Below are 13,365 nucleotides of genomic sequence, written 5' to 3'. Positions count from 1 at the left end.
CAGTGGCACGTGTTCATATAAAAAATATTAATGAGGGTAATAAATAATGATGAAGCGCAATATTCTGGCAGTGGTGATCCCTGCCCTGCTGGTAGCCGGTGCAGCTAACGCTGCAGAAATCTATAACAAAAACGGCAACAAACTGGACTTCTACGGAAAAATGGTCGGCGAGCACGTCTGGACCACCAATGGCAAGACCAGCAGCGACGATACCACCTACGCCCGTATCGGCCTGAAAGGCGAAACCCAGATCAACGATCAGCTGACCGGCTACGGTCAGTGGGAATACAACATGGACGCCTCCAATGTTGAAGGTTCCCAGCCGACGAAAACCCGTCTGGCGTTCGCAGGTCTGAAAGCGGGCGAGTATGGTTCATTCGACTACGGCCGTAACTACGGCGCGATCTACGACGTCGAAGCAGCAACCGATATGCTGGTTGAATGGGGTGGCGACGGTTGGAACTACACCGACAACTACATGACCGGCCGTACCAACGGCGTGGCAACCTACCGTAACTCTGACTTCTTCGGTCTGGTTGACGGCCTGAGCTTCGCGCTGCAGTACCAGGGTAAAAACGACCACGACCGTTCTATCAGTAAGCAGAATGGCGACGGCTTCAGCACCGCGGCGACCTACGCGTTCGACAACGGTATCGCGCTCTCCGCAGGTTACGCTAATTCCAACCGCAGCAGCGCGCAGAAAGCTGACGGTAATGGCGACAAAGCCGAAGCCTGGGCGACCTCTGCTAAGTATGACGCCAACAACGTCTATGCAGCCGTCATGTACTCCCAGACCTACAATATGACTCCTGAGAGCAACCCGTCTGATGCACCTGCCACCGCTAAAAAGTATTTTGCAGGTAAAACTCAAAACTTTGAAGCGGTTGTACAGTATCAGTTCGACTTCGGCCTGCGTCCGTCCATCGGCTACGTGCAGACCAAAGGTAAAAATCTGCAGGCACGTCCAGGTACTGATTTCGAAGGCGGCGATGCGGATCTGGTTAAATACATTGAAGTGGGAACCTGGTACTACTTCAACAAGAACATGAACGTCTACGCTGCGTATAAATTCAACCAGCTGAGCGACAACGATTACACCAAAGCAGCTGGCGTAGCGACCGACGACCAGGCGGCCGTGGGTATCGTTTACCAGTTCTAATCTGCAGTACACCCCTTCGTGATATGCCTTCAGAGCAGGACTTCGGTCCTGCTTTTCTCTATTACTGAGGCAAAGATCGTATCTTTCGAAAACCTTCGCGCTTTTTATCGCAAACGGTTGGCAATTCGTTGTTCTCCCGTTAACCTGATAGCGGATTTCCCTTCAGTAATCACAATGGAACCTCGTCATGTTTGAGAACATTACCGCCGCCCCAGCCGACCCGATTTTAGGTCTGGCCGATCTGTTTCGTGCCGATGACCGCCCTGAAAAGATTAACCTCGGAATTGGTGTTTACAAGGATGAAACCGGTAAAACACCCGTTCTGACCAGCGTCAAAAAAGCAGAGCAGTACCTGCTGGAAAATGAAACGACTAAAAACTATCTGGGCATTGATGGTATTCCTGAATTTGGTCGCTGCACCCAGGAGCTGCTGTTCGGTAAAGGCAATGCGATTATCACCGATAAACGCGCCCGCACCGCGCAGACCCCGGGCGGTACCGGTGCGCTGCGCGTCGCCGCAGACTTCCTCGCCAAAAACACCGACGTGAAACGCGTGTGGGTAAGCAATCCAAGCTGGCCAAACCATAAGAGTGTGTTTACCTCCGCCGGGCTGGAAGTACGTGAATATGCCTACTACGATGCGGCTAACCACGCGCTGGACTTTGATGGTCTGCTGGCCAGCCTGAACGAAGCCCAGGCAGGCGACGTGGTACTGTTCCACGGCTGCTGCCACAACCCGACCGGTATCGATCCGACGCTCGATCAGTGGCAGACGCTGGCGCAGCTGTCGGTCGAGAAAGGCTGGCTGCCGCTGTTTGATTTCGCCTACCAGGGCTTCGCCCGCGGTCTGGAAGAAGATGCTGAAGGGTTGCGCGCCTTTGCTGCTCTGCATAAAGAGCTGCTGGTCGCCAGCTCCTACTCGAAAAACTTTGGCCTGTACAACGAGCGCGTCGGCGCCTGCACCCTGGTCGCCGCCGATCAGGAGACCGTAGACCGCGCGTTCAGCCAGATGAAGTCGGTGATCCGCGCTAACTACTCCAACCCGCCAGCGCACGGCGCGTCCGTGGTCGCGACCATCCTGAGCAACGATGCGCTGCGGGCAATCTGGGAGCAGGAGCTGACCGATATGCGCCAGCGCATCCAGCGTATGCGCCTGCTGTTCGTCAACACCCTGCAGGAGAAAGGCGCGAGCCGCGACTTCAGCTTTATCAGCAAGCAGAACGGTATGTTCTCGTTCAGCGGCCTGACTAAAGAGCAAGTGCTGCGTCTGCGTGAAGAGTTCGCCATCTATGCGGTCGCGTCCGGCCGTATCAACGTGGCCGGCATGACGCCTGACAACATGGCGCCGCTGTGTGAAGCCATCGTCGCCGTGCTGTAAGCGATATTATTCGCTATAAAGAAAAAGGCCGCGAATGCGGCCTTTTTTACGTTCGCGTCAGGTCGGTTACCAGACCGGCATCTCATCCTGCAGGAACGGGTTGTTGCGGCGTTCCTCACCCAGCGTCGACAGCGGACCATGGCCGGGAATAAAGGTCACGTCATCGCCCAGCGGCAACAGCTTATCCTTAATGGCCGCGATCAGCTGTCCATGGTCGCCGCGTGGAAAATCACTGCGCCCCACCCCGCCTTTGAAAATCACATCTCCGGAAATGAGCAGGCGGGAAGCGTCATCAAAGAAGACCACGTGACCCGGCGTATGGCCCGGGCAGTGCAATACCCGCAGCGCCACATTCCCCACATTAACCACATCGCCTTCATTGAGCCAGCGATCCGGACGCAGCGGCTGGCAATCCTCCAGGCCGAACATCCGGCTTTGCGCCGGTAATCCTTCCAGCCAGAACTCATCTTCTTTTTCCGGACCAATAACCGGTACGCCATAGTGCTGCGCCAGTTCCGCAGCGGCGCCGACGTGATCGAGATGGCCATGCGTCAGCAGGATCTGCATCAGCGTGACGCCAGCCTCCGCCACCACCGCTTTGATACGTTCAGCATCGCCGCCAGGATCGACCAGCGCCGCCAGCCGGGTTTGTTCGCACCAGATAAGAGAACAGTTCTGCGCGAACGCGGTAACCGGAATAATACGATAGTTCATGACGCTCCTTTCGTTACCAGTGCCTTACGGGACCGGTATCAATATGCACAAAGTTACTACGTGGGTAGTATCCTACACCACCTGCGCGCATAGATAACGCCGCTTTGCGAATATTGCTTAACGAAATACCTTCAATATGGAAATCCATTGCCTGCCCCTTGGTGTGATAGCTGTGTTTTGCTACACCACGGCTTCGTGCGCGAAGCTCATCATTGGTATCGAGGGAACGATAGCCAGAGATAAGCTGGACAGGTTTGTTGGTGCCAAGTAGTCCCTGCAACCGATAAAGATGATCGAACAGATTTGGATCGATGGACTTAATTTTATTCGCGCGGTAATCACGGAAAAAATGGTTAAGTCTTGCTAATTCATCCTGAATATAGCCTCTGCCATCGAAAAACTCCGCCTTGAGTGATTCACCAGTATGCAGGTTATTCAGCGTCAAAATACGCGGACGGGGGGTCGAGAGGGTGGCAAATGCCGGCGCAGGGAGAATGGCGGCAGCACCCAGCGCAGCACCACCCAACGCCAGCAATCTGCGGCGATTAGCGTCAAATTTGTCCATGATAATCAGGTCTACAGTCAATGAATCGTTATATACTTTTTCCGCCTTGCGCGATGCTGAACCTCAGCACGCCATCGCTCGCCACAGCCGTGATGCTGCCCGGCAAAAGAGAGCGTTCGCGCTGACTGCGTCACGCATTGAGCGGAATGATATGTATATGCACTTCTGGCGCACGAAAGGCACCTTACCGGGCATTATTGCCAACGTCAAGGCAGCCTCACCCCAGGAAAATCGGGCGCTGCAGAGGAGCAGCGCCCTTTTTTACCCAGTGCTAGGACAACAAAATCCATTGAACTACTTCATTTACCTGATTAATTGCTCAGCTTTCGTCAGAATTTGTGCGCTGGATCGCGCGGTGATATCGTAATTGTAAATATCTGTTCGATATTGTGTACGTCCATCAGCGTCCACAAACGCCGTTAAGTAATATAAATTCACCGGTATATTTTGCCGAATATTGACATAGCGCGTGTCCCCTTGCTTCAGGGCATCGGAAATACGCGTGTCGTTCCAGCCCGCATCCTGCAGCAGCATATTGGCCAGCTCCGAAGCCTTATTCACCCTCACACAGCCGGAACTGAGCGCACGAACATCCTTCTGGAACAGGTTATGGTTCGGCGTATCGTGCAGGTAGATGGCATCGGAGCTCGGCATATTGAATTTGTAGCGTCCGAGCGAGTTACGCGCTCCGGGCGCCTGCTGAAAACGGAACGGTAAGTTGTTCTCGGTGATGGTCGACCAGTCGACCCGATAAGGATCGATGGTCTCTTTACTGTTCCAGCCGCGCATGACGGTGTAGCCATGCTGCTCAAGATAGCCCGGATTGTTACGCACCTTCGGCAGGATATCTTTGCGCGCCAGGGTTGGCGGCACGTTCCATGGCGGATTGACCACCACGTTATTCAGCGCGCTGCTCATCATTGGCGTTTTGCGATCCGGACGCCCCACAATTACCCGCGAGGCCAGCACCTGGCTGCCGTCCTGGTAATAGACCAGCGAGAACGCCGGAATATTGACCATAATGCCGGTGGACAGTTTGCCCGGCAGTAAGCGTAAACGCTGAATGTTCAGGGCCAGCACCCCTGCGCGCTGCGCGGAAGAGACGTTGAGCCAGTCGCGAGTCGACTGGCCGATGACGCCATCCGCCCCCAGCCCCTGCATCGCCTGGAAGCGCTTAACCCCCTCCACCAGCTGGCGATCGTAAACGCCGCGCGCCGCAGGTTTGCTCTTTTTCTTCGCCGACGGGCTCACCACATCGCCGGGCAGAACGATATTGGCGGTATCGTCCAGCATTCCGGTACGCTGGAGGATCTCGCGCAGGGCGCCGATATCATTGCTCCATTCGCCGGGGCGCAGCGAGCCGCTGCCGGTCATCTGCGGCCATGGGCGAGAATCAGCCACCAGCGCCAGCAGCGACTGATGCATGGCTTCATACTGCGGATGATGCGGCGCCAGGCCGGTGATAAACGCCGGCAGGGAGCCATTGTCCAGCGCCAGCTGCCACTGGTTAATCACCGACAGCGGCGGGGTCGCCATCTTGTACGGCGTTGAACTGTACAACCAGCGGGTCCCCTGGGTGGGGATGCCGCTGATAAAGTGCAGATAGCCCATCATGGCGTCCGACAGCACCACATCGCGCGCCATGCCGCTGACGGCGGGATCGGTCAGCAGGCTGACCCAGGTGGTAAACTGCGGCTGAAAACCGGCGATGGCGATCTCCGCCAGCTGCTGCTGGAACTCCTGCACTGCCTCGCGGTTTTCCCACATCGGTTTCATATCCCTGGCGGCGTACAGCGACACCAGCGGATTCATAAAGACGGGTTTGTACCCTGCCGGCAACAGCGCCTCGATCTGGGCGCGGCTGTTTGCCGCCGCCTCCATCGACAGCGGCTGCTCACCGGCCAGCTTCGCGACCGCCGGCGATTGCCCATCGCTTTGCGCCAGCGCAGCGGAAACCTCGGCGGGCGCCGCAGAACTGTCGCCGGGTACGACTTCAGGCTCTTCGGCCTGGACATTGAACAGCGGAGCAAATGCCAGTGCCAGGCTCAGGCTGAGCGCTGACAATGGACGACCATACCGTTTCTTTAGCAACATCCCTTGCCCCCTGTTGTCACACATTGCTGCCCACAAAATTGGGGCTCTTTTTTCAGTATATAAAGACGAAAAGGCTTTTGCCTTACCTAATGTAAAGAAGTTTAAAGATTATACCACCCTCGCATACCGGGCTGGATAGAAAAAAAGGGCAACGTAACGTTGCCCTCTTCACCGCTTAGCCGCCAGAATGTAGCCGCAGCCTCAGGAGGCGTCGGCTGTTCCCGGCAGCGCTTCCGGCAGCGGCGCGGCAAACCCGCGCAGCCCCACCACGTGGACGTGTTCGTGATTATTGAACACCTTACGCACCAGTTTATAGGTGGTGCCTTTCTCCGGACTGATGTTCTCCGGCGCCGCGATAATCAGCTGCATCTCCAGACGTTCGCACAGCTCGAACAGCGTGGCGATGGAGCGGGCGTCGAGACGCGCCGCTTCATCGAGGAACAGCAGACGGCAAGGCGAGATATCCTTGCCGCGCAGGCGGCGGGATTCATCTTCCCAGCTCTGGACGACCATCACCAGAATCGACATCCCGGTACCGATCGCTTCCCCGGTGGACAGCGCGCCGGACTCCGCGCGCAGCCAGCCGTCGGAGCCGCGGTTAACTTCCACTTCCATCTCCAGATAGTTGCGGTAGTCGAGCAGCTCTTCGCCGATGGTTTGCGGCGTGCGCTGCCCCATGTCGATCTGCGGATTCAGGCGCTGATAGAGCTTGGCCAGCGCTTCCGAGAAGGTCAGGCGGTTGCTGTTGAACAGATCCTGATGCTGTTCATGCTGCTCGGAGAGCACATCAAGCAGCGTCGAGTGGGTCTCGCGCACGTTGACGTTCAGACGCACGCTGTTGACCTGGCCGAAGGAGACGCTCTGCAATCCCTGGTTGAGCATTCGGATACGGTTCTGCTCGCGCTGAATGGTTTTGCGAATGATGTTGGCCACGCTGCGGGAGCTGATGGCCAGCTTCTGTTCGCGGTTTGTCAGCTCTTCGGTCAGGCGGCTGAGCTCAATCTCCATCTGCTCGATCGCTTCCACCGGATCATCGGTGCGGATAATATCCTGGCGGATACGCTCGCGCAGATGCTGGTAGACGGCAACGAAGAACTGAATTTTGCGCTCCGGGCGCTTCGGATCTTCCGAGATACGCAGCACGTCGCGCAGATGTTCGTTATCGGCGACCGCCAGACGCAGCGCACCGAGCGCCTTATCCGACATGGAGCGCAGCTCGTCGGCGGAGAGATAGGCCAGCTCGCGGCGGTGCAGACGACGCTCGACGCCGTTGTCTTTCACCAGGCGCATCACCGCGCACCAGCCCGCCTTGGCGGACACCACCTGCTCGCGCATTTCGCAGTAATCGCGCTCCAGCTTGCGCAGTTTGCGGGTCAGGTTGTCCATTTCCGCTTCGCAGAAGGTCAGCGCTTTCTCCAGCTGATTGCGACGGGAGCGGTTATTGCTCAGCTGCATGTGCAGCTCATCGCGACGCGCACGGGCACGCTCTTCCGCGCCGGCATCGGCGCGCACGCCAATGTCCTGCAGCTCTTTATACAGATCGTTGAGCAGCTCTTTCTTGGTGTCATACGAGCTCTTCAGCGAGGCCAGCACCTGATTGTACTGGCTAAGCTGCGCCGCATGGGCACGCATCGCGTCGCGCGCGCGGCTGCGTTCGGTTTCCGCCTGCTCCAGGCGCTGGCGCAGTTTCTCGTTGAGATCGCTGTTGCCGCTGAGCATTTCCGCCGAATCGGAGTAGCTGAAGTGGGCCCGGCGCTGGACGACTTCCGCCAGGGCAAAAGCCTGCTGGCGCGCATCGCGCTGGGTCTGCTGCGCATAGGCGTAATCTTCTTTCAGCTGCTCAAACTGCTCCGGATCGCTCTGCAGCACCGAAACAATCGGCTCCAGCTTCGCCAGCTGGTTGCCGTGCTGCTGAATAAAGCGCGCGGCCTCCTGCGCTTCGTCCAGACGTTCCTGGATCTCGTCCACGCGGTCGGCCAGCGTATCATCCGCCAGCAGATTCAGGCGCGGCAGCAGGCGGTTGAGCGCCGACACGCCCTCTTTCGCCTGCTCATACTGCACGCGGTTCTGTTGGTTATCGCTTTCATGGGCGCTCAGCGCGCGCTCCAGCTCGCCGCGGCGGCTGTTGAGTTTGCGGATCTCTTCTTCCGGGTCGTCCTCGAAGGCCACCGCCAGATGGCTGCCAATGAAGCGGCTAAAGGCCTGATGCAGACGCTGAGTTTTCTGCACGTCAAACGACAGGGTCGCAAAACGCTCGGACAGCGATTCACGCTCGGCATGCAGGGTTTCAATGCGGTTTTCACGCGCGGCGCGGCCAAACAGCGGCAGCGACGGGAAGCGCGAATAACGCCACTGGCGGTCGGCGATCTTCACCACCACCGCTTTTTCCAGCTCATCCACGCTAAATACGCTATCGTCAAAGGACTGCGGATCGCCTTCGATCAGATAGAGATCTTCCGGACAATCTTCCAGTCCTTCAAGCTGCTCGGCAACCTGCGACAGATCCGGCACCACGATGGCATGGCGCGACGGACCGTACAGCGCGGAGAAGTACGGCGCATCGTCAAGGCTGACATCATCGTAGATCTCGGACAGCAGAACGCCGCCGAACCGTTCCGCCAGCGCGTTGAGGCGCGGATCTTCCGAACCGCCCGGCTGGCTGAGACGCTCAATTTCTTCGTCGATGGCGCGCTTGCGGGCGCCGACCTCGTCACGTTCAACGATAGCTTCGCGCTCGCGCTCCAGCAGCTGCTGCAGGTATTCGGTAACCTCCTGGCCGGACTCAAACTGCTCACCGCTCTGCTCGCACAGCTGGTTAAGGCTGTTCTGCGCCGCCAGCCAGACCGGCGCCCGGCGCATCAGCGTCTGAGTGCGCGACTGCAGCTGCTCCAGTTCCTGGCGCAGGGTCATGCGCTGTTCCTGCGCGTTAGAAACGCTGTCGGCCAGCGAAGCGATGCGCGCTTCCAGCTCCTGATGCAGCGTTTCCAGATCGTCGATATCGTAGCGTTTGCCCTGCCGTTTGCAGAACTCAGCCAGCTGGCGCTCGGCGTCCTGCTGCTCGCGCAGGCGCTGCTCCAGCTCGTTGAGGCGGCTACGCAGCCCCTGCGCCTGCTCGGCCTGGTGACGCTGGTTCACGCCGTCGCGCAGCAATTCGCGCGCCACGTCCCAGGCTTCATTGCGCGCCAGCGGGCCGTTAATCGCCGCCACTAGCTGGTAGGCCTGTTCAAACTGGCTGTGCGCGGTTTGCGCCACGCTCATTTTCTGTTCCAGCGACAGCATTTTCTCCGTCGCTTCCTGCTCTTTCGCCTGGAAGGTTTCCAGCCACTCGTCGGCGCTCTCCGGCGTCAGATCCGGCAGATGACACAGCGCCTTCGCGCGCTCCAGCGCCTGCAGCGCCTGGTTATACTGAATGGCGCGGGTCTGCTGCACGTCGAGCGCCTGCTGATAGTCGGCGAGCTGGTTTTTCAGCTCATCCACTTCCAGCTCGGCGGCCTCGGCGCGGGCTTCGTTCTCTTCCTGGCGATCGATGGCTTCCGCCACCACTTCGTTCTGCTCTTCCAGACGGATCTGCAGCTCGTCGAGATCCGCTTCGTAGCGCTCGATTTTTTCCTGCTGACGCAGTGCGGTCTGCACCAGGTTCAGGTGGTCGCTGGCGGCCTGGTAATCCGCTTCCAGATCGCCTTCTGCGCCGTTATGCTCCTGCAGCTCGCGCGCCATGTCGACGTGCTTATACTGCTCTGCCGCCAGCTGCGAACGCGAGGTAAAGAGATCGCGACGATACTCCAGCGCCTTATCAAGATGAATGCGCCGCTCGTTGGCGTGACGCATATAGTCCGCCGCCACGTAGTTGGTGGCTTCGCTGATCAGGTGTTTGAACAGATCGCGATCGGACTGGGTGACGCGGATCGCCTCGAGGGTCATGCGGTTTTCCCGCAGCGCCGCTTCCATATCCTGGAATGCCTTACGCACGCCGCTGTTTTCCGGCAACAGGTAGTCGCGCAGCGAGCGGGTAATGGTGCTGGAGATCCCGCCGTACAGCGAGGCCTCGATCAGGCGATAGTATTTACTTCGATCGGAGGCGGAACGCAGACGACGCGCCACCACGCCCAGGTCGAACATCAGCGAGTGATACTCGGTGATCGAGTTGAACTGCTTAAACTGGACCCCTTCCATCGCCTCGAGCTTGTCTTTCAGCTCATTGAGACTGACCACGCGCGCCTGGCGATCGTTCAGCGTTTCGGTTAACAGCTGGGTCGGCAGGATAGCGGTGGGCAGCCCCTGAATGGCGAAAGGCTTGATATCGACTTTGCGATCGCGCCCGGCAACCTGCTGCAGACGCACGCCGACCACCACGCGCTGATGGCGGGAGTTGATGACGTCGAGCACGGAGTAACAGACCCCGGCGCGCAGCTTCCCGTGCAGGCCTTTATCGCGTGAGCCGCTGGTGGCCCCCGCTTCGGTGGTGTTACGGAAGTGCAGCAGGGTTAAATCGGGGATCAGCGCCGTGACGAAGGCCGCCATGGTCGTCGACTTACCGGCGCCGTTCCCCCCGGAGAGGGTGGTGACCAGTTCATCAAGATCAAAGGTCCGGGCAAAGAAACCGTTCCAGTTAACCAGCGTCAGCGAGCGAAACTTACCGCGTTCAATCATTACTCTTCCTCCCCGCTATCCGGCTGGTTCTCTTCATTCTCATCATTGAGCTGCAGGTGATTTTCCAGGGCCATCGCTTCCCCGTCGCGGATCAGGCGGCGCTGCGCCTCGCGTGGGTCGTCGCCGGCGCGCACATCGGCGCCAAAGCGGAATACCGATTCGGTAATACGGAACTTGCTGCTGTCATGGCCCATAAACCACACCATCCCCAGACGGCGCAGGCGGTTAAGCGACGCGCGCATTTTTTCCTGCAGCTTCTGGCGGTCCAGATCCGAACCGGTGGAACGGTTGTTGACCAGCTTCAGCAGCCTGGATTCATCCGCCAGGGTCAGCAGCTCGTCATACAGCTCCTGCTGGGTGAAAATCCCTTCATTTGCCAGGCGCTCCGGGCTGAGATAGAGATAGCAAAGAATTTTGCCCACCATCATATCCAGTTCGGACAGCACCGAGCGTGAAATCAGGGTTGTGGAACGCGGGCGAAGGTAGAAGAAGCCCTCCGGCGCGCGGATCAGCTCGACGTTATAGCGAGCATAAAACTCTTCCAGATAATCCTGGAAATCCATCAAAAATGCGTGATTATCCAGCTCGTCGAGGCCGATATGTCGGCCCGCGCGCAGGGCGCTGTCCAGCGCCGGAAATAACGGATTGGCCAACGCCTGCGCCAGCTTAACCGGCATCACTTGTTCAATATTTGTCAATGACATGCGCCTGTACCTTGGCTCCGTAATCATTAATCGGCTGCCATTTGGCTGGCAGTCCGGTGAAATCTGCCTGGGCGACGCCCAGCTGTACCGCCTGATCCACGACGATCCGCGCCACGTCAAAGTGACGCCCGCGCGGATATTGCGCCAGGAACTCCCGCGCCACCAGGCCGAGATCCAGCGGTATTCCTTTCTCTTTATAGACCGCCAGCTGCGCTTCGATCAGCGCCGCCAGCTGCTCGCGAATTTCGTTAAACTCTTCAAATTCAAGGTCCGCAGGCAGCTCGCCGGTGACCTCTTCATCGCGCAGGGCCATCTCCTCGTCGCGCATATCCAGCAGACGGTCGGCGTTGGCGTAAGTCAGCGCCCACGGCTCATCAAAATAGGTCTGTACCGACTGGCGCAGACGCTGTGCGAAGACGCGGTTCTTATCCATATCGATAGCGGTACGGATAAACTTGTGCACGTGGCGGTCATAGCCGATCCACAGGTCAATCGCCTGCTGGCCCCAGCTGACGATGCGGTCGAGCTTGCTTTGCAGATCGAACACCAGCCGGTCGACAAAATGGAGATCGTCGCGCGCCATGGTCGAATCCTGAATGCGCAGCAGATTCGCCTGCAGCTTATCCCCCGCCGCATCCAGCGTATCCTGCAGTTCACGCAGGGTGCCGGAAGTTTCCGACAGCAACAGTTCACAGCTGGAAATCGCCGCGCGCCAGTCTTTGTTCAACAGCTGCGCGATATCGTCTTTCACCAGCTGCTGCTGCTCATCCATGATGCGCTGCGTCAGGTCGATGCTGTCGAAAATTTCCGCCACCGAATACTTCAGCGGGGCAAAAACGTTGCGATGCCAGTGAAACTCATCGCCGCCCTCTTCTGCCGCGTCCGCCGCGCGCTTCAGCTCTCCGGCGACGATCGACAACTGCATCGAGAGACGCAGCGTCGAAAATTCGCGCTGCCGGATATAATAATCGGTGATCCCGATCCCCAACGGCGTCAGACGATAGATTGCATTGCCTTCGGTAATTTCGCTGGTAAAGCGGTTCAGCAGACGCTGGCGCACCAAATCGTTGATGGCGTTATTGGCGCGCTGGCTGATGGTTTCGCTGGTCTGCTCAAACGCATCACTCACGTGGCGGAACGCATCCACCAGTTCTCCCTCGCTCATTTCTCCTTCCAGCCGTTCGCCATTCAGGGTGGCGATCGCCAGCAGGAAAGAGAGCCTGTCGACCGGCAGCGAGATAGAAAAATCATTTTTCCTGGCCCAGGCAACCAGTTCGGGGACTGTCTGGGAAAATTCACTCATACTTTATCCTTGCATCTGCGGCTATGAGCCTGGCTCTTAAGCGCGGTGACATGAATATAACGACCCAGGCTGAGGTACGGCTCCTGACGACAGTAGCGCGTCTCCAGCTCCAGCAGCGCCGCATAGCTGTCATGCTGTTGGCGTTTTTCACGCAGATAATCATGAAACACCCGCACGCCGGTTTTGCTGACAATTTGCCAGCCAATCTCTTCCAGCCAGTGATAAACCTGCTGCGGCTCACGCGGATAATCCGGCGACAGCGTGCGTTTTTTCTTTTTTGGCATGCCCAGTTGTACGTAATCGAAATTACCGGCAACCATATTGTGCATCAGCAGGCCGTTAGCATTGTAGAACATCAACGACAAGCCGCCGCCAGGACGCAGCGTCGACCACAGGGTACGCAGCACCGCCTGGGGCTCCGCCACCCACTCCAGCACCGCATGAAACAGTACCAGATCGACCGGGCTTTCCAAGTGCTGCGCAATATCCTGAGCCGCGCATTGTACAAAATGCATGTTGTCGATCACACCTTTATCGACAGCAGCCTGGCGGGCGCGGGCCACCATTTCAGCGGAGAGATCGCACAGCGTCACGTGATGGCCCAGTTGCGCCACTTTAATGGCCGTTTGCCCTTCGCCGCCGCCGGCATCCAGTACCCTCAGCGGTCCCGGCCCCAGCTGCGCCAGCAGCGGCTCCAGATCCTGCCAGAGGATCGCCTGGCGCAGCTGGCCTTTTGTGGTGCCGTAAATATTGCGCGAAAACTTTTCAGCAATGTCATCGAAATTGCGATCCTGCACG

At 58.2% G+C, this 13,365-nt stretch carries 9 protein-coding genes; 2 read left to right on the top strand and 7 right to left on the bottom strand.

Going from position 1 to position 13,365, the window contains the following annotated elements:
* Nucleotides 1-46: 46 nt before the first annotated feature.
* On the top strand, nt 47-1,159 hold the full coding sequence (locus ABLX76_RS21720; protein WP_087849036.1) for a porin: 1,113 nt from the start codon (nt 47-49) through the stop codon (nt 1,157-1,159).
* A gap of 187 nt (nt 1,160-1,346) precedes the next feature.
* The gene (locus tag ABLX76_RS21715; RefSeq protein WP_348875284.1) at nt 1,347-2,537 is read left to right on the top strand and encodes an amino acid aminotransferase; all 1,191 of its coding nucleotides are present in this window, start codon (nt 1,347-1,349) and stop codon (nt 2,535-2,537) included.
* 66 nt (nt 2,538-2,603) lie between these two features.
* On the opposite strand, the gene ABLX76_RS21710 is transcribed toward ABLX76_RS21715, so the two are convergent.
* The 7 genes from ABLX76_RS21710 to cmoM all read right to left on the bottom strand — a co-directional run bounded on the left by ABLX76_RS21710 (nt 2,604) and on the right by cmoM (nt 13,364).
* Nucleotides 2,604-3,251 (bottom strand): MBL fold metallo-hydrolase, encoded by a 648-nt coding sequence (locus ABLX76_RS21710; RefSeq protein ID WP_023289031.1) that lies wholly within the window; start codon nt 3,249-3,251, stop codon nt 2,604-2,606.
* Nucleotides 3,252-3,264: 13 nt separating this feature from the next.
* A complete protein-coding gene (locus ABLX76_RS21705; protein ID WP_004201403.1) occupies nt 3,265-3,816 on the bottom strand; it encodes a YcbK family protein in 552 nt (183 codons plus the stop codon).
* A gap of 303 nt (nt 3,817-4,119) precedes the next feature.
* A complete protein-coding gene (ldtD, locus tag ABLX76_RS21700; protein WP_348875283.1) occupies nt 4,120-5,910 on the bottom strand; it encodes a L,D-transpeptidase in 1,791 nt (596 codons plus the stop codon).
* Nucleotides 5,911-6,111: 201 nt separating this feature from the next.
* Complete coding sequence (gene mukB / locus ABLX76_RS21695; RefSeq protein ID WP_348875282.1) at nt 6,112-10,560, bottom strand: chromosome partition protein MukB; 4,449 nt, start codon at nt 10,558-10,560, stop codon at nt 6,112-6,114.
* Nucleotides 10,560-11,264 carry a chromosome partition protein MukE gene (mukE, locus tag ABLX76_RS21690; RefSeq protein ID WP_004150840.1) on the bottom strand — a complete coding sequence of 235 codons (705 nt, stop codon included), beginning with the start codon at nt 11,262-11,264 and terminating at the stop codon, nt 10,560-10,562. Before mukE ends, mukB begins: the two co-directional genes overlap by 1 nt.
* A complete protein-coding gene (gene mukF, locus ABLX76_RS21685) occupies nt 11,245-12,567 on the bottom strand; it encodes a chromosome partition protein MukF (protein ID WP_002898189.1) in 1,323 nt (440 codons plus the stop codon). The genes mukE and mukF overlap by 20 nt, the downstream gene beginning before the upstream one ends.
* Entirely contained in the window at nt 12,564-13,364 is an 801-nt protein-coding gene (gene cmoM, locus ABLX76_RS21680) for a tRNA uridine 5-oxyacetic acid(34) methyltransferase CmoM (RefSeq protein ID WP_017899447.1), read from the bottom strand. The genes mukF and cmoM overlap by 4 nt, the downstream gene beginning before the upstream one ends.
* Nucleotide 13,365: the final 1 nt, after the last annotated feature.

The sequence above is a fragment of the Klebsiella sp. JB_Kp004 genome, assembly GCF_040065795.1.
In the GTDB taxonomy this organism is placed as follows: Bacteria; Pseudomonadota; Gammaproteobacteria; order Enterobacterales; family Enterobacteriaceae; genus Klebsiella; species Klebsiella quasipneumoniae.
This window is presented reverse-complemented; position numbering and strand designations above follow the sequence as displayed.

What these genes read in the sequence shown, in the direction of transcription:
- ABLX76_RS21720 (WP_087849036.1), top strand. Translation starts at nt 47, where the DNA reads ATGATGAAGCGCAATATTCTGGCAGTGGTGATCCCTGCCCTGCTGGTA.
- ABLX76_RS21715 (WP_348875284.1), top strand. Translation starts at nt 1,347, where the DNA reads ATGTTTGAGAACATTACCGCCGCCCCAGCCGACCCGATTTTAGGTCTG.
- ABLX76_RS21710 (WP_023289031.1), bottom strand. Translation starts at nt 3,251, where the DNA reads ATGAACTATCGTATTATTCCGGTTACCGCGTTCGCGCAGAACTGTTCT.
- ABLX76_RS21705 (WP_004201403.1), bottom strand. Translation starts at nt 3,816, where the DNA reads ATGGACAAATTTGACGCTAATCGCCGCAGATTGCTGGCGTTGGGTGGT.
- ldtD (WP_348875283.1), bottom strand. Translation starts at nt 5,910, where the DNA reads ATGTTGCTAAAGAAACGGTATGGTCGTCCATTGTCAGCGCTCAGCCTG.
- mukB (WP_348875282.1), bottom strand. Translation starts at nt 10,560, where the DNA reads ATGATTGAACGCGGTAAGTTTCGCTCGCTGACGCTGGTTAACTGGAAC.
- mukE (WP_004150840.1), bottom strand. Translation starts at nt 11,264, where the DNA reads ATGTCATTGACAAATATTGAACAAGTGATGCCGGTTAAGCTGGCGCAG.
- mukF (WP_002898189.1), bottom strand. Translation starts at nt 12,567, where the DNA reads ATGAGTGAATTTTCCCAGACAGTCCCCGAACTGGTTGCCTGGGCCAGG.